This window comes from Janthinobacterium sp. AD80 (genome assembly GCF_002878455.1).
In the GTDB taxonomy this organism is placed as follows: domain Bacteria; phylum Pseudomonadota; class Gammaproteobacteria; order Burkholderiales; family Burkholderiaceae_D; genus Janthinobacterium.
In genome coordinates, this window is sequence record NZ_NRDQ01000093.1 from 1 (window position 1) to 19,380 (window position 19,380).

General features: G+C 64.4%; 19 protein-coding genes and 1 tRNA gene. 9 read left to right on the forward strand and 11 right to left on the reverse strand.

The window, feature by feature from the left end:
- Positions 1 to 3 precede the first annotated feature (3 nt).
- From JaAD80_RS18230 to JaAD80_RS18240, 3 genes are all read left to right on the forward strand, one after another.
- The gene (locus JaAD80_RS18230) at positions 4 to 891 is read left to right on the forward strand and encodes an alpha/beta fold hydrolase (protein ID WP_258003074.1); all 888 of its coding nucleotides are present in this window, start codon (positions 4 to 6) and stop codon (positions 889 to 891) included.
- A 172-nt stretch (positions 892 to 1,063) separates the two neighbouring features.
- Positions 1,064 to 1,789 (forward strand): sensor histidine kinase, encoded by a 726-nt coding sequence (locus tag JaAD80_RS18235; protein ID WP_180979466.1) that lies wholly within the window; start codon positions 1,064 to 1,066, stop codon positions 1,787 to 1,789.
- A gap of 8 nt (positions 1,790 to 1,797) precedes the next feature.
- The gene (locus JaAD80_RS18240) at positions 1,798 to 2,445 is read left to right on the forward strand and encodes a response regulator transcription factor (protein WP_258003072.1); all 648 of its coding nucleotides are present in this window, start codon (positions 1,798 to 1,800) and stop codon (positions 2,443 to 2,445) included.
- A gap of 44 nt (positions 2,446 to 2,489) precedes the next feature.
- Here the strand turns inward: JaAD80_RS18240 and JaAD80_RS18245 are convergent, their stop codons facing one another.
- Together JaAD80_RS18245 and JaAD80_RS18250 are read right to left on the reverse strand one after the other, a co-directional pair.
- On the reverse strand, positions 2,490 to 2,768 hold the full coding sequence (locus tag JaAD80_RS18245; protein WP_102296109.1) for a XapX domain-containing protein: 279 nt from the start codon (positions 2,766 to 2,768) through the stop codon (positions 2,490 to 2,492).
- A 71-nt stretch (positions 2,769 to 2,839) separates the two neighbouring features.
- On the reverse strand, positions 2,840 to 3,526 hold the full coding sequence (locus JaAD80_RS18250; RefSeq protein WP_070281851.1) for a hydrolase: 687 nt from the start codon (positions 3,524 to 3,526) through the stop codon (positions 2,840 to 2,842).
- Between the two features lie 208 nt (positions 3,527 to 3,734).
- Here JaAD80_RS18250 and JaAD80_RS18255 point away from each other — a divergent pair, with 208 nt between their 5' ends.
- Positions 3,735 to 4,382 (forward strand): response regulator transcription factor, encoded by a 648-nt coding sequence (locus JaAD80_RS18255; protein WP_258003073.1) that lies wholly within the window; start codon positions 3,735 to 3,737, stop codon positions 4,380 to 4,382.
- Here JaAD80_RS18255 and JaAD80_RS18260 read toward each other — a convergent pair.
- On the reverse strand, positions 4,356 to 4,799 hold the full coding sequence (locus JaAD80_RS18260; RefSeq protein WP_102296110.1) for a histidine kinase: 444 nt from the start codon (positions 4,797 to 4,799) through the stop codon (positions 4,356 to 4,358). The two genes, JaAD80_RS18255 and JaAD80_RS18260, sit on opposite strands and share 27 nt — an antisense overlap.
- 8 nt (positions 4,800 to 4,807) lie before the next feature.
- The gene (locus JaAD80_RS18265; protein ID WP_102296112.1) at positions 4,808 to 5,506 is read right to left on the reverse strand and encodes a YoaK family protein; all 699 of its coding nucleotides are present in this window, start codon (positions 5,504 to 5,506) and stop codon (positions 4,808 to 4,810) included.
- A gap of 262 nt (positions 5,507 to 5,768) precedes the next feature.
- Between JaAD80_RS18265 and JaAD80_RS18270 the strand changes: the two genes are divergently transcribed.
- The 4 genes from JaAD80_RS18270 (at position 5,769) to JaAD80_RS18285 (ending at position 10,163) form a co-directional block, all read left to right on the forward strand.
- Positions 5,769 to 7,640 carry an amidohydrolase gene (locus JaAD80_RS18270; RefSeq protein ID WP_102296114.1) on the forward strand — a complete coding sequence of 624 codons (1,872 nt, stop codon included), beginning with the start codon at positions 5,769 to 5,771 and terminating at the stop codon, positions 7,638 to 7,640.
- Between the two features lie 4 nt (positions 7,641 to 7,644).
- Entirely contained in the window at positions 7,645 to 8,739 is a 1,095-nt protein-coding gene (locus JaAD80_RS18275) for a porin (RefSeq protein ID WP_102296116.1), read from the forward strand.
- 84 nt (positions 8,740 to 8,823) lie between these two features.
- Entirely contained in the window at positions 8,824 to 9,651 is an 828-nt protein-coding gene (locus JaAD80_RS18280) for an AraC family transcriptional regulator (protein ID WP_102296118.1), read from the forward strand.
- 77 nt (positions 9,652 to 9,728) lie between these two features.
- Positions 9,729 to 10,163 carry a cupin domain-containing protein gene (locus JaAD80_RS18285; protein WP_102296120.1) on the forward strand — a complete coding sequence of 145 codons (435 nt, stop codon included), beginning with the start codon at positions 9,729 to 9,731 and terminating at the stop codon, positions 10,161 to 10,163.
- 80 nt (positions 10,164 to 10,243) lie between these two features.
- Here the strand turns inward: JaAD80_RS18285 and JaAD80_RS18290 are convergent.
- The 3 genes from JaAD80_RS18290 to pepN form a co-directional block, all read right to left on the reverse strand.
- Positions 10,244 to 10,319 (reverse strand) — tRNA-Thr (locus tag JaAD80_RS18290).
- Positions 10,320 to 10,434: 115 nt separating this feature from the next.
- Entirely contained in the window at positions 10,435 to 11,436 is a 1,002-nt protein-coding gene (locus tag JaAD80_RS18295; RefSeq protein ID WP_077408194.1) for a class 1 fructose-bisphosphatase, read from the reverse strand.
- A gap of 143 nt (positions 11,437 to 11,579) precedes the next feature.
- Positions 11,580 to 14,234, reverse strand: a complete 2,655-nt coding sequence (gene pepN, locus JaAD80_RS18300; RefSeq protein ID WP_102296121.1) for an aminopeptidase N — start codon at positions 14,232 to 14,234, stop codon at positions 11,580 to 11,582.
- Between the two features lie 252 nt (positions 14,235 to 14,486).
- On the opposite strand from pepN, the gene JaAD80_RS18305 reads away from it, so the two are divergent.
- Positions 14,487 to 15,116, forward strand: a complete 630-nt coding sequence (locus tag JaAD80_RS18305) for a DUF4136 domain-containing protein (RefSeq protein ID WP_102296123.1) — start codon at positions 14,487 to 14,489, stop codon at positions 15,114 to 15,116.
- Between the two features lie 182 nt (positions 15,117 to 15,298).
- Here JaAD80_RS18305 and JaAD80_RS18310 read toward each other — a convergent pair whose 3' ends face one another.
- The 4 genes from JaAD80_RS18310 to JaAD80_RS31575 form a co-directional block, all read right to left on the reverse strand.
- Positions 15,299 to 16,288 carry a quinone oxidoreductase gene (locus JaAD80_RS18310; protein WP_102296124.1) on the reverse strand — a complete coding sequence of 330 codons (990 nt, stop codon included), beginning with the start codon at positions 16,286 to 16,288 and terminating at the stop codon, positions 15,299 to 15,301.
- A gap of 23 nt (positions 16,289 to 16,311) precedes the next feature.
- Complete coding sequence (locus tag JaAD80_RS18315) at positions 16,312 to 16,701, reverse strand: methylglyoxal synthase (protein WP_092608131.1); 390 nt, start codon at positions 16,699 to 16,701, stop codon at positions 16,312 to 16,314.
- Positions 16,702 to 16,731: 30 nt separating this feature from the next.
- Positions 16,732 to 17,652, reverse strand: a complete 921-nt coding sequence (locus JaAD80_RS18320) for a DMT family transporter (protein ID WP_102296125.1) — start codon at positions 17,650 to 17,652, stop codon at positions 16,732 to 16,734.
- A gap of 215 nt (positions 17,653 to 17,867) precedes the next feature.
- Positions 17,868 to 19,380, reverse strand: a 1,513-nt coding sequence (locus JaAD80_RS31575) for an alkaline phosphatase D family protein (protein ID WP_180979467.1), incomplete at its 5' end; no start/stop codon positions are given.

Below are 19,380 nucleotides of genomic sequence, written 5' to 3' on the forward strand. Positions count from 1 at the left end.
TTGCTGGCCGCCGGTGGCGCCAGCGCCGCCGCCAAGCCTGCCGCTGCCGCCGCGCCGGGCAAGCTGACCGTCAACAGCGTCACCGTCAAGGACGGCACCGTCATCCACTTCAAGGACTGGGGCACGGGCACGCCCGTCGTCTTCAGCCACGGCTGGCCCTTGCAGGGCGATGCCTGGGAAGACCAGATGATGTTCCTGGCCAGCCACGGCTACCGCGTGATCGCGCACGACCGCCGCGGCCACGGCCTGTCCAGCCAACCATGGCAGGGCAATGACATGGATACCTACGCCGACGACCTGGCGACCCTGCTCGACGCGCTCGACATCAAGGGCGCCACCCTGGTCGGCCATTCGACAGGTGGCGGCGAAGTGGCCCGCTACATCGGCCGCCATGGCGAAAAACGCGTGGCCAAGGCCGTGCTGGTAGGCGCCGTGCCGCCGCAGATGGTCAAGTCGGAAACCAATCCGGGCGGCTTGCCGATGTCCGTCTTCGACGGCATCCGCGCCGGCGTGCTGGCCGACCGTTCGCAATTTTTCAAGGACCTGACGGTGCCCTTCTTCGGCGCCAACCGTCCCGGCAACAAGGTCTCGCAAGGCATGCGCGACACCTTCTGGCTGCAGGGCATGCAGTGCGGCATCAAGAACGCCTATGACTGCATCAAGCAGTTTTCCGAAACGGACTTCACGGCCGACCTGAAGAAAATCACGGTGCCGACCCTGGTGGTGCACGGCGGCGACGACCAGATCGTGCCGATCGACGCTTCCGGCAAGGCGGCAGCAAAACTCGTCAAGAACGCCAAACTGGTCATCTATGAGGGCGCGCCGCACGGCTTGCCAGCTACCCACAAGGATCGCCTGAACGAAGACTTGCTGGCCTTTATCAAGTCCTGAATCAAGTCCTGACCTTGATTGCCACGCCGCCGGCACACGCCGGCGGTGCCTGGCGCCGCAAAAAATCCCCCGCTCTCCCCCATTCGTATAAGTGCCCTGGCGGCGATGCCGTGCATACTTGCTGCAATGCGGCATCCGCCGCCACAGCGACAGGAGCACGGCGATGGGCAGCATGCGTTATTTCCCTCAGAGACAAGACGCCGGCCAGGCGCAGGCGGAGCGCCTGCGCGGCCTGGGCCAACTGGCGGCCTCGATCGCCCATGAAGTGCGCCAGCCGCTGGCGGCCATCGCGCTCAATGCCGATGCGGCCCTGCGCTGGCTCGACCATGATCCGCCGCGCCTGGAGCAGGCGCGCGCCGCGCTGGCCCTGGTCGCCAGCGCCGGCAGCCACGCCAGTGCCGTGCTGCGCAGCGTGCACGGCCTGGCCAGCCAGTCGCCGGGCAGCCATCACACCTTCGCCGCCGACGACGCCGTGCACGACATGCTGCAGCTGCTGCGCGCGGAACTGCTGCAACATGCCATCCATGTGGAGATCCAGCTGCAGCCAGGCCGCCCGCCGCTGTGCGCCGACCCGGTGCAATTTCGCCAGGTCATCACGAATGTGCTGATGAATGCCATCGAGACCCTGCGCCACACCCATGGCCGGCAGCGCAGCGTGCTGCTGTCGTCGCGGCTGGACGGCGGCATGCAGCATTTCAGCATCGCCGACAATGGCGCCGGCATCGCGCCGCAGGCGGCCGGCCGTTTGTACGACGCGCTGTATTCCAGCAAGCCCGGCGGCATGGGCCTGGGCCTGGCGATCTGCCGGCGCATCGTCGACGCCCACGGCGGGCGCCTGTGGCATGCGCCTGGCGCGCCCCACGGCAGCGTCTTCCACTTCACCCTGCCATCTCAATGAAGACAACCATGGACACGACCATTCTCCCGGCCGATGCAACGATTACCCTCTTGATCGCCGACGACCACCCGCTGATCCTGGCCGGCCTGGCCTCGCTGATCGAGTCCCTGCCCGGCTTGCGCCTGCTGGGCCAGGCCGGAACGGGCCAGGCCGCCGTGCAGCTGTACCGCGAACTGCGGCCCGACGTGGTACTGATGGATTTGAACATGCCGCAGATGCATGGCGTGGAAGCGATCGAGCGCATCTGCGCAAGCGATGCGCAGGCAAAAATCGTCATCCTCACCACCTACCAGGGCGAGGACAATGTACACCGCGCACTGCGCGCGGGTGCGCGCGGCTACCTGCTGAAGGATTCAGGCTTCCGCCAGCTGGCCGAGTGCATCGGCAAGGTGGCGGCCGGCGGCCTTTACCTGCCGCCGGAACTGGCCGCGCAGCAGGCCGCACGCATCGAGGCGAACCGCCTGTCGAAGCGCGAGCACGACATCCTGCTGCACCTGTCGGCCGGCAAGAGCAACAAGATGATCGCGCGCAGCGCCGGCATCGAGGTGGGTACCGTCAAATTTCACGTAAATAACATTTTGACCAAGCTCAACGTATCAAGCCGCACCGAGGCGGCCACGGTGGCCGCCCGGCGCGGCTTGCTGGGCGCGTTCTAGCTGCCGGGAACCGGAGTCAGACCCGCCGGGTCTGACTCCGGCGTTTACGCTGCATCCTCATCCAGCTTTACCGCGGCCTTGGCCAAGGTCGGCTTGGCTTCCACGCCGCTGATCTTCGGCACGCATTCGCTGCGCAGCCAAGCTACGGTCACGGGCTCGCCCGCCATCAGGCGCTTGACGCTGGGAACGATCTGTTCGCCGATCAGCATGCCCAGCAGGCCGATCAGGGCGATCGCGGGCGGTGCCGGCGAGCGCACCTGCAGCACGGCATAGATGATGCCGACCAGCAGGCCCACGGCCAGCGAAATCACATACAGCTTCATGGCATATTCCTTTCAAATAAAAAAACGCCGCGCGCGGTCAGGCGCGCGGCGCATGGCATGGCTGCCTGGCCTTACTTGGCCGGTACCGGCGCCAGGGTGGCGTGTTCGCCATGGATGCGCTGCGGCGCCTTGTGCACCATGGTGTAGGCGTAGTCGACGCCCATGCCGTAGGCGCCCGAATGTTCGCGCACGATGGCCATCACGGCGTCGTAGGTTTCCTTGTGCGCCCAGTCACGCTGCCATTCCAGCAGCACCTGCTGCCAGGTCACCGGCACGACGCCGGCCTGGATCATGCGCTGCATGGCGTAGTCGTGCGCTTCCTTCGAGGTGCCGCCGGAAGCATCTGCCACCATGTAGATTTCATAGTCGCCTTCGAGCATCGCGCACAGGGCGAAGCTGTTGTTGCACACTTCCGTCCACAGGCCCGAGACGACGACTTTCTTCTTGCCGTTGGCGGCCAGCGCATCGCGCACCTTCTGGTCATCCCAGGAATTCATGGAGCTGCGCTCGAGGATATCCTTGCCCGGGAAAACGTCCAGCAGTTCCGGGTAGGTGTGGCCCGAGAAGCTTTCCGTTTCCACCGTGGTGATGATGGTCGGGATGTTGAACACCTTGGCGGCCTTGGCCAGGCCCACGGTATTGTTCTTCAGGGCTTGCCGGTCCATCGATTGCACGCCAAAAGCCATCTGCGGCTGCTGGTCGATGAAAATGATCTGGCAATTGTCGGGGGTGAGGACTTCCAGTTTCGGGTTCGTCATGAGGCTATCCATTATAAAAAGTGGGGTGGGTTACTGCTGTCCATCGTATGCCGGGCCAGGCAGGCGCACCACTATCTAAATATATAGGCGGGCCATTTTTTCCGCGCCGGCAGCGGCTGGCCGAAGCTGCTGCTGCGGTGCGCCAGACGCTGTTGTAAAATGCCTTTCACTCACTATTTTCCAACGACTCTTGATCGATTTATCCTCCATGACGGCCAGCACGATGCACAGCGACAGCCAGGCGATACGTGTGTTGATTGCTGACGACCATCAACTGCTGCTCGATGGCATCGCCACCCTGCTGCAGTCGTTTCCTGGCGTGCAACTGGTGGGCCAGGCCAGCGATGGCCAGCAAGCCGTGCGCCAATTTACAGAACTGCAACCTGACGTGACCCTGATGGATTTGCAGATGCCGGTCATGAACGGCCTCGATGCGATCGATGCCATCCGCAGGCTGCGCCCGCACGCGCGCATCATCGTGCTGACCACCTACAAGGGCGACGCCCTGGTCGGACGCGCCGTGCAGGCCGGCGCGTGTGGCTACCTGCTGAAAAGTTCATTGCGCCATGAATTGCTGGCGGCGATACAGGCCGTGCATGCGGGCCGGCGCTACCTCAGCCCCGAAGCCGAGGCCGAGATGGCCCGCTATGCCAGCGCCGATGTGCTGTCGAACCGTGAACTGGATGTGCTGCGCCTCGTCGCGCAAGGCAATTCCAACCGCGAGACGGGCGCCCTGCTGAGTATCAAGGAAGAAACCGTCAAGGCCCACATGAGTACCATCCTGGCCAAGCTGGGCGCCAAGGACCGCACGCATGCGGTCACCATCGCGCTACGGCGCGGCATCCTCGATACCTGAACGGGCCTGGGTGCGGCGGCGCCACGGCATCCAGCGCCAGCGCCAGCACGTGTCGCATGCAGGCTCGGCGTCCAGGGTAGCGGCGTGCAGCGCCTGCGCCTGGTCGCGGCCTTCGGCCAGCATGCGATCGGCCGCGTCGAGCGCGCGCAGCATGGCCGCCCTGGCCGGTTCATCCGCCGGCAAGGCCATGCTGGCATTATGAAAATGCAGGATCACTGCCTGCGTACCCTGCAATATATTGTCGTGCAGCTCGCGCGCGATGCGTTCGCGCGCGGCCTGCCTTGCCTCCAGGCGCGCGGCATGGCGCCGCAGGCGCCAGCGCAACGCCGCGTACAGCAGCACCAGCATGGCCGCCGCGCTGGCCAGTCCGCAGGGAGTGGCCAGCATCGAACCCAGCCATAACAGGCAGGCGCGCATGGCCGCGGTCAGGCCACCGGCACGGCTGCACGAGCGCTGCGCTGCTGTACCACGATCACGGCACCCAGCACGAGCAAGGGCACGGCCAGCGCGATAAAGCCATACGCGAGATAGGCAAAGGCGGCGGCGATGGCGCCCAGCGCGAACGCCAGCAGCGGCCACAGGGTTTTTACACAGCGCGCACTGGTGCTCGCGTCGGCGGCGCCGCGCAGCACATCGACCGTATCGAGCACGATCTGCGTCACATTCCCAGTCATCATGGAGGTGGGTGCCAGGTGCGCCAGCAGCAGGCGGCTGGTGGCGCTGTGCACGCCCATGGCGGCCGTGCCCAGCAGGCCGGCGATCATCGCCATGTCGCTGACGTCCTTGCCGATCGGTTCGGCCAGGCAGCCAAACGCCATGAAGGCGGCCAGCAGCACCCATTGCAGGAGCAAGGCCAGGGTCAGCGACGGACCGCCGCGGCGGTCGATCGCCAGCACCATCAGGCGCGTGACGGCCACGCCGATGACAAAGGCGGGAAAGGCGAGAAATTTCAGCAGGATGGAGACGCGTGACGGATCGGCCAGGGCCGCGCCGATCAGCACGAAGTTGCCCGTGACGTGGGCGGTAAACAGGCCGAACAGGGCGATAAAGCCCAGGGTGTCGACATAGCCGGCCAAAAAGCCCAGGCTGGCGCCGAACAGGCGGCTGTGTGGTGGTTGATTCATGGTGAACTCCTGCAAACTGACCTACTCGAAAAAAAGCGCCGCAACTTGAAAGCCAGGCCCGGTGCCGCATGCCTGCATGCTAAGGCAGGGCGCGCGCCAGCGCACCACCCATTAGTCCAGTTCCTGTCCTCCCAACTGATCTTTTGGCCCGTGTAAAAGCCGCGCCATGCCTCTACACTGGGAAACGAGATTATCGCCCGCCGCGCCCCGCTTGTGCCCCAAACCTGCGCCGGCCCCTCTTCATCCACCATGGAGCTGCACCATGACCGAACACACCCTCCCCGCCACCGCGCCCCTGATCCTGATCAACGGCTGCTTCCATACCGTCGACAAGAGCTGCCCGCAAGCGAGCGCCGTGGCCATCGCCGATGGCAAATTCCTCGCCGTCGGCGACGCCGACGACGTCATGCGCCATCGCGGCCCCGCCACGCAGGTGATCGACCTGAATGGCCGCACCGTCGTTCCCGGCCTGAACGACTCGCATCTGCACCTGATACGCGGCGGCTTGAACTACAACCTGGAATTGCGCTGGGAAGGCGTGCCTTCGCTGGCCGACGCCTTGCGCATGCTGAAGGAACAGGCGCTGCGCACGCCGAATCCGCAATGGGTGCGCGTGGTGGGCGGCTGGAACGAATTCCAGTTCGCCGAAAAACGCATGCCGACGCTCGACGAAATCAACGCGGCCGCGCCCGACACCCCGGTCTTCATCCTGCACCTGTACGACCGCGCGCTGCTCAACCGCGCCGCCCTGCGCGTGGTCGGCTACGACAAGAACACGCCGAACCCGCCCGGCGGCGAGATCGTGCGCGATGCGGCCGGCAATCCGACCGGCCTGCTGATCGCCCGTCCGAACGCCATGATCCTGTATGCCACGCTGGCGAAAGGCCCGAGCCTGCCGCGCGAACTGCAAGTGAACTCCACGCGCCAGTTCATGCGCGAATTGAACCGCCTGGGCCTGACCAGCGCCATCGACGCGGGCGGCGGCTTCCAGAATTATCCGGAAGACTACGCCGTGGTCGAGGAATTGGCGCAGAAAGAGCAGCTGACCATCCGCATCGCCTACAACCTGTTTACGCAGAACAAGGGCGCGGAACTGCAGGATTTCCAGAAGTGGACGGAAATGGTGACGCCGGGCCAGGGCAACGATTACTACCGCCATAACGGTGCCGGCGAGATGCTGGTATTTTCCGCCGCCGACTTCGAGGACTTCCTCGAGCCGCGCCCGGACCTGGCGCCCGGCATGGACGACGAGCTGGAAAAAGTCGTGCGCCACCTGGTGTCGAAACGCTGGCCGTTCCGCCTGCACGCCACCTACGACGAATCAATCGACCGCATGCTGACGGTGTTTGAAAAGGTCAACCGCGACATCCCCTTCGATGGCCTGACCTGGATGTTCGACCACTGCGAAACCATCACGCCGCGCAATATCGACCGGGTCAAGGCGCTGGGCGGAGGCATCGCCATCCAGCACCGCATGGCCTTCCAGGGCGAGTACTTCGTCGACCGCTACGGCGCCGAGGCAGCCAAGGCCACGCCGCCGATCGCGCGCATGCTGCAAACGGGCGTGCCGGTGGGCGCCGGCACCGACGCCACGCGGGTCGCCAGCTACAACCCGTGGACGGCGCTGTACTGGCTGGTGTCGGGCCGCACCGTGGGCGGCTTGCGCCTGTATGACGCGGGCTCGCGCCTGTCGCGCGACACGGCGCTGGAACTGTGGACCACGGGCAGCGCCTGGTTCTCGAACGAGAAAGATAAAAAGGGCCGCATCCAGGCAGGCATGCTGGCCGACCTGGCCGTGCTGAGCGCGGACTTTTTCAGCATCGATGAAGAGGCCATCAAGTCGATCGAATCGGTGCTGACCATTGTCGGCGGCAAGATCGTCTACGGCCAGGCGGAATTCACGCCACTGGCGCCGCCCCCTATCCCCGTCTTGCCGGACTGGTCGCCCGTGAAGAACGTGGCCGGCCATTACCGCGCCGCGCCGCCGCAAACGGCCAGCGTCCTGCAGCACCAGTGCCAGGGTCCCTGCGGCGTGCATGTGCATGCGCACGACGTGGCGCGCAAGAGCTCCGTGCCCGTTTCCAGCCATTCCGGTTTCTGGGGCGCCCTGGGGTGCAGCTGCTTTGCGTTCTGACGCCATGCCGACGCGCTTGCCCTTGCTGGCTGCCGGCGCGCTTGCGCTGGCGGCTACCCTGCCCGCCGCCGCACAAGACAATGTGCAGCTGTATGGCCGCCTGAACGTGGCGCTCGAAGCGCTGCACTCGTCCGGCACGGGCGACAGCGTGCAGCGCCTGTCCAACAACCGCTCCGTGCTCGGCTTGCGCGGCAGCGAAGACCTGGGCGGCGGCTGGCAGGCGCTGTTCCAGGTCGAGGGCACCCTGGCGCCCGACACGGGGGCGGGGGCCATCGCCGCGCGCGACACGCGTGTCGGCATCCAGGGACCATGGGGCACGCTGTTTGCCGGCAACTGGACCCTGCCCTACAACAGCGCCACTTCCGCGCTCGATCCGTTCTACCCCACCACGGCAGGCTACATGAGCCTGATGGGCAACGGCGCCGGTGCCACCGAAAGCAATACCAGCAACACGTATTCCTTCGACCGGCGCCAGCAGAACAGCGTGCATTACTGGACGCCGCAGTGGCAGGGCTGGTCGCTGCGCGTGGCACGCGGCATGGGCGAAGAGCGGCCTGCCAGCGGCGCGCATCCGGCATTGGTGTCGGCCGCCCTGCTCTACGACAGCGGCATGTTCTACGGCACGTTGGCGCATGAGGAGCACCACGATTACCAGGGACGGGGTCTGTCCGACCATGGCAGCAAGCTGGCCCTGGCCTGGCGCATCGACAGCGCCACGCAGCTGGCGGTGGCAGTGGAAAGCCTGCGCTATGCCACGGCGACGGGAGAGCTGCACCGGCGCACCGCGTATGTGTCGGTCACGCGCCAGTTCGGCCGCCATGGCCTGCGTGTCGGCCTGGCGCATGCGCCAAGCGCCAGCGGCAGCGCGCTGGACACCATCGGCAGCGTGCGCGCGGGCGCCGGCACGGGCGCCACACACGCCACCGTCGGCTATGACTACCAGCTGTCGAAACGCAGCAGCCTGTATGCCTACTACACGCGCCTGGCCAATGGCCGCAACGGCATCGCCGGCTTCGCCATCAACAGCCTGGCAAGCGATGCGCAAACCAAGGGCGCCACCTTGTCTGGCGTGGTGCTGGGGATGCGGCACAACTTCTGAACCGGTGGTTTTCGTGGACAGCCCCGCGCGCGGCAGGTACAGTCTGCGTTCGGCAAACAGGGCAGGCATCTGCGGACAAACACCATGAAGCGAGCATCAGCGCCAACACGCAGCGACTGGGTCAGGTGCGCCGAACCGGCACAGGGAATCGAACGCATCGAGGCGTGGTTTCAAGGCAAGGCCTATGCCATGCACCGCCACGACACCTACGCCATCGGCCGCACGCTGGCGGGCGTGCAGCGTTTCAGCTACCGCCGCGGCCAGCGCAACAGCCTGCCCGGCAACACCATGATCCTGCATCCCGACGAGGCCCACGATGGCCAGGCCGGCACCGACGCCGGCTTCCGTTACCGCATGCTGTATATCGAACCGGCGCTGATCCAGGATGTGCTGGGCGGACGCGCGCTGCCCTTCATCGAAGGCGGCGTGTCGACCGATCCGCGCCTGGCGGCGGCCACCAGCGCCTTGCTGCCGCGCGACGGCCGCCCGCTCGAGGTGCTGGAACAGGGCGAGGCGCTGGCCGAACTGGCGCATGCGCTGGCGGCGGTGGCCGGCACGCCCGCGCAACGCCTGAAAGGCGACTACCTGGCGGCACGCCGCGCGCGCGACTATCTGCAGGCGCACTGCGCGCACGCCGTCACTATGGCCGAACTGGAAGCGGCAACGGGACGCGACCGCTGGAGCCTGTCGCACGACTTTCGCGTGTTCCATGACACCAGTCCCTACCGCTATCTGACGATGCGGCGCCTGGAGACGGTGCGGCGCCTGCTGCTGGCAGGCAGCACGCTCGCCTCGGCCGCCATGGCCGCCGGCTTCGCCGACCAGAGCCACATGACGCGGCATTTCCTGAAAACCTACGGCCTCACGCCCGGGCGCTGGCTGCGTTACGCTGGCGGCGCCAGCACACGCTGAACACACCCACGATCGTTCAATACGGCCCACCGGCGCATGCGTATTCTGAAGGCATGACCACTTGAACGGAGCACAGCATGGCAACCACCACTAACACTAACACTACCACCGCCACCGCCACGCGCGGCCAGGGCCAGTCCATCGACCTGGCAGGCAAGATCGGCCTGATTGACGGGCACTGGCAGCCGCGCGTCATCGCCGAAATGAATGACTATCAATTCAAGGTCGTCAAGGTACTCGGCGAATTCGAGTGGCACCGGCATGCCGCTACGGACGAGACCTTCATCGTGCTGGAAGGCGCATTGCGCATCGCCCTGCGCGGCCCTGGCTATGCGCAAGGACACGCCATCGTGCTGACTGCCGGCCAGATGGCCGTGGTGCCCAGGGGTATCGAACACAAGCCGTGCGCCACGGTTGAAACAAAACTGCTGCTGATCGAGCCGCGCGGCGTGGTCAATACGGGCGACGGCGACGCGGGCGGGCGCACGGTGCAGAACGATCAGTGGATATGAAGCCGGAAGAGTGACAAATGCGGTAAAAATAACAAAAAACCCGCTGACTTTTGCAAGTCAGCGGGTTTTCTGATGAAACCTGGTGCCGTTGGCCGGAATCGAACTGGCGACCTTCACATTACGAATGTGCTGCTCTACCAACTGAGCTACAACGGCGAAGACCCACATTCTACAAACAATGCACAAAATTTGCTAGTGTCAACGCGAACTTTTTTGCATTTTTTTAGCCGCCTGGCTGCGGGCCGCTGAAAATCGTGGAAAAGTGCAGGTTTTATTCCGCGTGGTAGGCCGTGACGCGGGCCACTTCGTCTTTCGAGCCGAGGAACACGGGCACGCGCTGGTGCAGCTTGTGCGGGGCGATGTCCATGATGCGCTGCTGGCCGTCGGTGGCGGCGCCGCCAGCCTGCTCGACGATGAAGGCCATCGGGTTCGCTTCGTACATCAGGCGCAGCTTGCCCGGCATCGAGGTGTCGCGCAGGTCGGCCGGGTACATGAAGATGCCGCCACGGTTCAGGATGCGGTGCACGTCGGCCACCATCGAGGCGATCCAGCGCATGTTGAAATTGGTGCCGCGCGGCCCCGTGTCGCCGGCCAGCAGTTCGTCGACATAGCGTTTCACGGGCGGATGCCAGTGGCGCGCGTTCGACATGTTGATGGCGAATTCCTTCGTCGTCGGTGGAATCTGCATATTGCTTTGCGTGAGCACCCACGAACCCATCTCGCGGTCCAGGGTGAAGCAGTTCACGCCATTGCCGAAGGTCAGCACCAGCATGGTTTGCGGGCCGTACACGGCGTAGCCGGCCGCCACTTGCTTGCTGCCCGCCTGCATGAAATCCTGCTCCGTCGGCTCGCCCATGCCTTCCGGCGCCTTCAGCACGGAGAAGATGGTGCCGATGGAAACGTTGACGTCGATGTTCGACGAACCATCCAATGGGTCGAACAGCAGCATGTATTCGCCCTTCGGATAGCGGTTCGGGATCGGGTGGATCGATTCCATTTCTTCCGACGCCATGGCCGCCAGGTGGCCGCCCCATTCGTTCGCTTCCAGCAGGATCTCGTTGGAGATGATGTCGAGCTTTTTCTGCACTTCGCCCTGCACGTTTTCCGTGTCGGCCGTGCCCAGCACCTCGCCCAGCGCGCCCTTGCTGACGGCGTGGCTGATGGTCTTGCAAGCGCGCGCGACGACTTCGATCAGCAGGCGCAGTTCGGCCGGAATGCTGTTGTTCGAGCGCTGCTCTTCAACCAGGTATTGCGTAAGACTGATGCGTTTCATGAAACCCCTTCGTTAGTTTTAAATACGTCTCGTTCGGTGCCTGTCGGCTTACGCGCCCCTGGCGCTAAGCCGACCTACAAATTGATGAATGCCCATGCATGCGCGTAGGTCGGATTAGCCCGCAGGGCGTAATCCGACAGCCGTCAATTTGCCAATGCCTTGGAAACGACTTCCATCACGTCATTCGACAGGCTGGCCTGGCCGGCGACTTGTTCCAGCGCCGTGCGCATGTGGCTTTGCAGCGCGGGCACGTAACGGCGCCAGCGGTCCATGGAACGGGCCAGCCGCGCCGCCACTTGCGGGTTCAGGGCGTCGAGGGCGATGACTTGCTCGGCCCAGAAGGCGTAGCCGCTGCCGTCCGCCGCATGGAACTGCGACGGGTTGCCGTTCGTGAAATTGAAGATCAGACTGCGCGCGCGGTTCGGGTTTTTCAGGGTGAAGGCCGGATGCGTCATCAGCTGGCGCACGGCTTGCACGTCCGTCGATGGCGCCGCGGCCTGCATGGCGAACCACTTGTCGACCACCAGCGCCTCGTTCTCGAAGTCGGCATAGAAGCTGGCCAGGGCCGCCTGCGCATGCGCGGTGGAGCCGGAATGGATCAGGGCACCCAGGGCGGCCGCGCGGTCCGTCATGTTGCCGGCATGGTCGAACTGCTGCTGCGCCAGCGCCAGTTCCTGTTCGCCCGGGGCGATCAGCAGATACGACAGGGCCAGGTTTTTCAGCGCGCGCTTGCCGGCCGACAGGGCGTCGGGACTGTAGTCGCCCGGCGTCTGGTTGGCATGGTACTGCGCCAGCAATTCCGGCTTCAGGGCCGCCGCGATGGTACGGCGCATGAACTGGCGCGCCGCGTGGATCGCCTGCGGATCGACTTGCGCCATGCGCTCGGCGATGATGGTTTCCGATGGCAGGATCAGCGCCAGCTCGCGGAAGGCAGGATCGAGCGTTTCATCGGCCAGCAAGGCGCGTTGCGCGGCGATGAAGGTGTCGTCCAGCGCCAGGCTCTCGCCGGCGGCCACCGCGCTCGTCAGCTTGAGCAAACGCTCCATGGCCAGGCGCTGGCCCGCTTCCCAGCGGTTCACCGGGTCGCTGTCATGGCGGAACAGGTGCAACAGCCCGGCATCCGTGTAGTCGTATTCGAGCACCACGGGCGCGGAAAATTCGCGCAGCAGCGACGGCACGGGCAGTTCCGCCACCTGGGTGAAACGGAAGGTCTGCTGTGCTTTGGTCAGCTCCAGCACCACGCTGGTGGCGCCATTGGCCGCCACGCCATCGACGTGCAGCGGCAGGTCGCGGCCATCGGCGCCCAGCAAGCCGACGGTGACGGGAATGTGGAATGGCAGTTTTTTCGGCTGGCCCGGCGTGGCGGGACAGCTTTGCGACAGGGTCAGCTCGAACGTCTGGCTGGCCGCATCATAGCGCGTGGCGGCCGTGACGACGGGCGTGCCGGCCTGGCTGTACCAGCGCTCGAACTGGGTGAAGTCGCGGCCATTCGCGTCGGCCATGGCGGCGCGGAAGTCGTCGCACTGGACGGCCTGGCCATCGTGGCGTTCAAAGTACAGGTCCATGCCCTTGCGGAAGCCATCGCGGCCCACCAGGGTCTGGTACATGCGCACCACTTCGGCGCCCTTTTCATAGATCGTGACCGTATAAAAATTATTGATCTCGACAAAAGAGTCAGGACGCACGGGATGCGCCATCGGGCCAGCGTCTTCCGGGAACTGCGCCTGGCGCAGGGTGCGCACCTGGTCGATGCGCGTGACGGCTCGGCCCGTGTCCGTGCCGATCATGTCGGCCGAGAATTCCTGGTCGCGGAATACCGTCAAGCCTTCCTTCAGCGACAGCTGGAACCAGTCGCGGCACGTGACGCGGTTGCCGGTCCAGTTATGGAAGTATTCATGCCCCACCACCGCTTCGATGCCGGCGTAATCGACGTCCGTTGCCACGCGCGGATTGGCCAGCACGTATTTGGTGTTGAAGATGTTCAGGCCCTTGTTTTCCATGGCGCCCATGTTGAAGTCGCCCACGGCCACGATCATGAAGCGGTCCAGGTCCAGCTCCAGGCCGAAGCGCTCTTCATCCCAGCGGATGGAGTTTTTCAGCGACTGCATGGCGTAGTCGGTTTTATCCAGGTTGCCGTCTTCCACCCACACCTGCAGCAGCACTTCGCGGCCGGACTTCAAGGTATAGCGCTCTTCCTGGCATACCAGGCGCGCCGCCACCAGGGCGAACAAATACGATGGCTTCTTGAACGGGTCTTCCCACTTGGCATAATGGCGGCCATCACCGAGGTCGCCCTCTTCGATCAGGTTGCCGTTCGACAGCAGCACCGGGTATTTATCTTTATCAGCGCGCAGCATGACCGTGTACTTGGCCATCACGTCCGGGCGGTCCGGGAAGAAGGTGATGCGGCGGAAGCCTTCCGCCTCGCACTGCGTGAAGAAGTTATGGTTCGACACGTACAGGCCGGAAAGCGAGGTATTGTCCTGCGGCGCCAGCACGGTTTCAATATCCAGCGTAACCTCGTCCGGCGCCTTCGGGATGGTCAGCATGCTGGCCGTCAAGGTGTATTGCGACGGCTTCAGCACCTTGCCATTCAGGCGCACCATCACCAGCTCGATGTGTTCGCCGTGCAATTCGATGCTGCGGCTGCGGCTGGCAGGGTTGTGCCGCATGCGTATCCGGCTCGCCACCACTGTGCGGGCGGGATCGAGATCGAAACCAAGTTCGACGCTGTCGACCAGGAAGCTGGGCGGCGTGTAATCTTTGCGGTAAATCGTCTGAGGGCTGTCTGTGCGCATAGGGATGTGGGTGGGAGCGGAGGCAAAAGCCTATTTTACCAACACCCGGCCCGGAAAGGACCGATTCACGACCAATACGGCCGCCTATTGCGCTGATTCCGCGCAGGAATGTGGGATTCTCCAGCCGCCCGACATGCTCGGTAACATTCTGTAATAATGAATTGAAACAAATGGAAGTATTCTTATAATATCAGGCGATGCATTGCGTCTACCAACAATGAATTGCAGCTTATCCAAGAAGGAGATCATGCAATGAAACGATATCTCACCATCATGATGGCCGCATTGACCGTGTTGCTAACCGGATGCGCCACCACGATACGCAGCGATGTAACGGCCTTCCATGAATGGCCGGCACAGTTGTACGACAAATCCTATGTCTTCGAAGCCCCCGCTGCCGAATATGACACGCTGGAATACCGCAGCTATCAGAATCTGCTGCGCGCGGAACTGCAAAAACACGGCTTCGGCGAAGCGTCCGGTCCGGATGCCGCCAATTTGCGCGTGTCGATGAATTTCTCGACGGTCGACTATCCTGAGCGCGTTATCCAGGCCAGCGACCCATTCTGGTATGGCCCAGGCTACTGGCCTGGCCGCTATGGCTACCGCTACGGCGCCTGGCCGGGCTATGGCCGCTTTGGCTACAGCCCCTTCTGGTATGGCCCGATGGAAGTGGAAGAAAGCGTGCGCCATAAATACGAACGCGAACTGCGCGTGACGATCGCCGACCGCAAGGGCAAGACCCTGTACGACGTGACCGTACAATCGACCAGCAACAAGCGCGCCACGTCGCAAGTGATGCCGGCCATGGTGGCCAGCGCCTTTGCCGATTTCCCCGGCCAGAGCGGCGTGCCACGTACGGTCGAAATCAAGGTGGAATAATCTGGCAGCATGTAAAAAACCCGGCTGGTGCAGCAATGCGCCAGCCGGGTTTTTTTATGCCTGCTTTTTTTACGAGTAATACGCTTCTGCCGACAGGGTAAGGACGCCGATCAGCGCCACGGCCAGCAGCAGCACGATCAGCAGGCGGCCGAATTTCGGCGCGCCGTCATTGTCGCCGCCGCTCATGGCACGATGATGGTCGAGCCGGTCGTCTTGCGCCCTTCCAGGTCCGCGTGCGCCTGGGCGATATGGGCCAGGCTGTAGCGCTGGTTGATCTCGATCTTTACTTCGCCGCTGCTGACGACGCCAAACAGCGAAGCCGCCATGTCTTCCAGGTTCTTGCGGTTCGAGGCATAGCTGAACAGTGCCGGGCGCGTGATGAACAGCGAGCCGCGCGACGCCAGTTCGCTCAGGGAAAACGGCGGCACGGGACCGGAAGCGTTGCCGAAGCTGACCATCATGCCCAGCGGCGCCAGGCAATCGAGCGAGCCGGTAAATGTATCCTTGCCGATGGAGTCGTAGACCACGGAGACGCCCTTGCCGCCCGTGATGTCCTTCACGCGCTCGACGAAATTTTCCGTGTTGTAGTTGATGACGTGCGTAGCGCCATGCGCCTTGGCCAGCGCCACTTTTTCATCGGAGCCGGCCGTGCCGATCAGGTTCACGCCCAGCACCTTCGCCCACTGGCAGGCGATCAGGCCCACGCCGCCCGCGGCCGCATGGAACAGCACCGTGTCGCCCGCCTTCAGGGCCACCGTGCGGTGAAACAGGTATTGCACCGTCAAGCCTTGCAGCATCATGGCCGCCGCCGTGTCAAAAGCGATGCGCTCGGGCAGCACCAGCAGCAGGGCCGCCGGCAGGTTGCGCTGCAGCGCATACGCGCCATTGATGCGCGCGGCATACGCCACGCGGTCGCCCACCTTCACTTCCGTGACGCCCTCGCCCACCGCCTCGACGATACCCGCGCCCTCGACACCGAGGCCATTGGGCAGCGGCTGCGGATACAGGCCGGTGCGGAAATACACGTCGATGAAATTGAGGCCGATGGCTTCATGCCTGACGCGCGCTTCGCCGGGACCGGGCGGCGGCAGTTCCACGTCCACATATTCCATCACTTCCGGTCCGCCCGTGCGCTGTACGCGGATGGCTTTGGTGCTAATCGTTGCGCTCATGCTCATCTCCTTGTCTAGGTGTATCAGGCGGCAGCGTTGGCGCGTGCCTGCAACTGCGACAGCACCAGATGCGCCGACGACAGGTTTGTTGCGCACGCCACGTTATGCACGTCGCAGGCGCGCACCAGGGCGTTGATGTCCGGCTCGTGCGGCTGCGGCGTCATCGGGTCGCGCAGGAAGATCACGCAGTCGATCAAGCCTTCCACCAGCAGCGAGCCGATCTGCAAGTCGCCGCCGAACGGGCCGGAATGCTTGCGCTCGACCGCCAGGCCCAGCTCGTTGATCAGACGCCCGCCCGTGGTGCCCGTGGCCGACAATTCACAACCCTTTAAAAAATCCAGGTACTCGCCCGCCAGGGTAATCATGTCATCTTTTTTCTTGTCGTGGGCAATCAGGGCGATGCGTGTTTTCATGGTGGGAGCGTTTTCAGTGAGTGGAAAGAATTATTTCTTTTTCGACAGCAAGTAAATCCCGGCCAGCACCAGGCTCGTGCCGGCCAGCTGCCAGTTGGTGATCGGTTCGTCGAGGATCATGGCGCCCAGGAACAGGGTCGACACGGGGCCGATCATGCCCGCCTGCGAGGCGACGGGCGCGCCGATGCGCTCGACGGCGATCATCGTCATGAAGACGGGCATCACCGTGCAAAAGATGCCGTTCAACAGGGACAGGCCATACACGGGCATGGGCTGGATCAGCAGCTCGACGGGGCGCAGGATGAAGAATTGGGCGATGCAGGCAAAGCTGGCCACGCACATCGCGTAGGAAACCAGCCGCATCGAGCCGATGCGTTTCACCAGTTCGCCGGAACCGAGCAGGTACACGGCATACGCGCAGGCCGAACCCAGCACCAGGGTGGAACCCAGCGCCACATTGCTGGCGCCACCCTCCAGGTCGTGCACGAACACCAGCACGATGCCGCAATACGAGGTAAATAGGGCCAGCCACTGCAGGCGGCTGATGGTCTGCTTGAAGTACACGGTGGTAATCAGCAGCACAAACGTGGGCGTGAGAAACAGGATCAGCCGCTCCAGCCCCACGGAAATATATTGCAGGCCCAGGAAATCCAGATAGCTGGACAGGTAGTAGCCGACCAGGCCCAGTCCGACCAGGCGCAGCCGGTCGCGGTTTGACAGCGGCGGCTCCGTGCGCATCTTCCACCAGGCGATGACGGCGAACACGGGCAGCGAAAAGATCATCCTGAAGGCAATCAGGGTTACGGCATCGATCTGGTAGCGGTACAGCAGCTTGGCGACGATGGCCTTGGTGGAAAACAGCACCGCCCCGCCCACGGCAATGGCCAGGCCACCGAGGTAGACGGAACGGGGAATCGGCGCAGGGGATACTTGCGGGGAACTCGAGCTCATGCCCAGATTGTAAGGCAAAAGCTGGGGTCAGCCCCCCGCAGGCGACAGCACAAGCCTCTGAGGGCGTAGGTCGGGTTAGCCCAAAGGGCGTAACCCGACAACACCCCAGTGCTAAGCGACATCCCAAAATCGCAAGCCGACACCACCAGCCGCGCCAGCCATGTTGTCGGATTACGCGCGGCTTTGCCACGCCAATCCGACCTACCTAACTGCCTTTACGCCACCACCACCGCCGCCGCACCTGCCGTCACGGTCGCCGTCGTCACGCGCGCAATCACGTTCGAAGGCGCCGCCGTGCCGACCAGTTTGTTGACCTGCTTGAACTGCGCCACCAGCTTGCCCGGCGTCAGGGTCACCACGGTGTAGCCCTGCGCATCCGTGTTCAGATGCCTGATCCACGGGTTATTGCCCAGGCCGGACAATTGCTGCGCCAGGCCCAGCAGGGTCACGCTGAAGTCGGTGCTCGCTTTCAAGCCAGCCTGCACGGCGGCGACCGTGGCGTCGAGTTGCGCTTCCGGCACGCCCTTGGCCGCCAGGGCGCCGCGCAGTTGCACGCGCAGCTGCTCCAGCAGGCTGTCCACGCTCGGCGCCGCCTTGCCCATGGTGTAGTCGAGCAGGTTGACGTCGAGGTTGACCGTGCCCACGCCCGTGACGGGAATGGCCAGCGGATAGCTGACGAGGGTGCCGATGTCGCCCATGCTGCCGGCCGCCGACTTCAGGTAGCTGAAAAAGGAATCGGAGCTGACGCCCGCCGACACCAGGTCCACCATGACGGGCGTGCCGCCGCCGGCCGCGTCGAAATCGTCGCTGACCGTGCCGGCAAAAAACGAGTGGATGTCGCCGGTAATGGCCACCACGTTGCCGATGGCGTTGTTTTTCAGGTGCGCCATCAGGTTCTTGCGCTCGCTGTTGTAGCCATCCCACTGGTCGCAATTGAGCAGGAAGCGCGTGAAGAACGGCGCCAGCGCCGCCTGCTGGCCTGACGCGGCGACAAAGCTCGATGCGGCGCCCTTGGCCTGCACGTCGGGCTTGATCCAGCCAAAGGCGATCACTTGCGCCGCGCCCTGGCGGCCCACCTCGTGCACCAGCGACGAGGCGATGCTGCTGCCGATCATGCGTTCGCGCGGCAGACGGATGATGGCGACGGGATTGTCGCCGCCACCGGGCAGGCGCGTACGGGCGCGGCGGATGGCCGCCCCCGGCCCCCGGTCCAGGTAGCAGACCACGGGCGGCGCCTGGTACACATTGCCGGGCAGCGCCAGCGCGTCGGCGGCGACGATGTCGAGGCCCGCCAGCCATACGCCCGTCTTGTGCTCGCTGCGCTGCGTGATGACCTCATTGAACAGGTCGAACTGGGTCAGCGCGGCGTTAAATTTCAGGCGCAGGAAGGTGAAGCGGCGCTGCGCCTCGGCGGCCGTGGCCATGCTGGCGCCATCGGCCTGCTCGCGCCGCAGCCACCACTGGAACTGGGCCACCATGCGCCGCAGTTCGCGCCGGCCCTGCACCAGCTGGCTTTCGATGGCCGACTGGGCGCTGGGCATCAGGGCGGCGGCCAGCACCGTCGGTTCAATCAGCGCGAACGGTTCCAGCCGCGCCAGACGCGTCAGCAGCGAGCGCGCCTCTTGCGCCAGCATCCAGCCCGCATACGCGCCGATGGCCATGATGTCAGACGCCGTACAAAACGATTTTGTGGCCCTGGCGCGCCCAGCGTCCGCTGGCCGCCCGCAT

What these genes read in the sequence shown, in the direction of transcription:
- JaAD80_RS18235 (WP_180979466.1), top strand. Translation starts at nt 1,064, where the DNA reads ATGCGTTATTTCCCTCAGAGACAAGACGCCGGCCAGGCGCAGGCGGAG.
- JaAD80_RS18240 (WP_258003072.1), top strand. Translation starts at nt 1,798, where the DNA reads ATGGACACGACCATTCTCCCGGCCGATGCAACGATTACCCTCTTGATC.
- JaAD80_RS18245 (WP_102296109.1), bottom strand. Translation starts at nt 2,768, where the DNA reads ATGAAGCTGTATGTGATTTCGCTGGCCGTGGGCCTGCTGGTCGGCATC.
- JaAD80_RS18250 (WP_070281851.1), bottom strand. Translation starts at nt 3,526, where the DNA reads ATGACGAACCCGAAACTGGAAGTCCTCACCCCCGACAATTGCCAGATC.
- JaAD80_RS18255 (WP_258003073.1), top strand. Translation starts at nt 3,735, where the DNA reads ATGACGGCCAGCACGATGCACAGCGACAGCCAGGCGATACGTGTGTTG.
- JaAD80_RS18260 (WP_102296110.1), bottom strand. Translation starts at nt 4,799, where the DNA reads ATGCGCGCCTGCCTGTTATGGCTGGGTTCGATGCTGGCCACTCCCTGC.
- JaAD80_RS18265 (WP_102296112.1), bottom strand. Translation starts at nt 5,506, where the DNA reads ATGAATCAACCACCACACAGCCGCCTGTTCGGCGCCAGCCTGGGCTTT.
- JaAD80_RS18270 (WP_102296114.1), top strand. Translation starts at nt 5,769, where the DNA reads ATGACCGAACACACCCTCCCCGCCACCGCGCCCCTGATCCTGATCAAC.
- JaAD80_RS18275 (WP_102296116.1), top strand. Translation starts at nt 7,645, where the DNA reads ATGCCGACGCGCTTGCCCTTGCTGGCTGCCGGCGCGCTTGCGCTGGCG.
- JaAD80_RS18280 (WP_102296118.1), top strand. Translation starts at nt 8,824, where the DNA reads ATGAAGCGAGCATCAGCGCCAACACGCAGCGACTGGGTCAGGTGCGCC.
- JaAD80_RS18285 (WP_102296120.1), top strand. Translation starts at nt 9,729, where the DNA reads ATGGCAACCACCACTAACACTAACACTACCACCGCCACCGCCACGCGC.
- JaAD80_RS18295 (WP_077408194.1), bottom strand. Translation starts at nt 11,436, where the DNA reads ATGAAACGCATCAGTCTTACGCAATACCTGGTTGAAGAGCAGCGCTCG.
- pepN (WP_102296121.1), bottom strand. Translation starts at nt 14,234, where the DNA reads ATGCGCACAGACAGCCCTCAGACGATTTACCGCAAAGATTACACGCCG.
- JaAD80_RS18305 (WP_102296123.1), top strand. Translation starts at nt 14,487, where the DNA reads ATGAAACGATATCTCACCATCATGATGGCCGCATTGACCGTGTTGCTA.
- JaAD80_RS18310 (WP_102296124.1), bottom strand. Translation starts at nt 16,288, where the DNA reads ATGAGCGCAACGATTAGCACCAAAGCCATCCGCGTACAGCGCACGGGC.
- JaAD80_RS18315 (WP_092608131.1), bottom strand. Translation starts at nt 16,701, where the DNA reads ATGAAAACACGCATCGCCCTGATTGCCCACGACAAGAAAAAAGATGAC.
- JaAD80_RS18320 (WP_102296125.1), bottom strand. Translation starts at nt 17,652, where the DNA reads ATGAGCTCGAGTTCCCCGCAAGTATCCCCTGCGCCGATTCCCCGTTCC.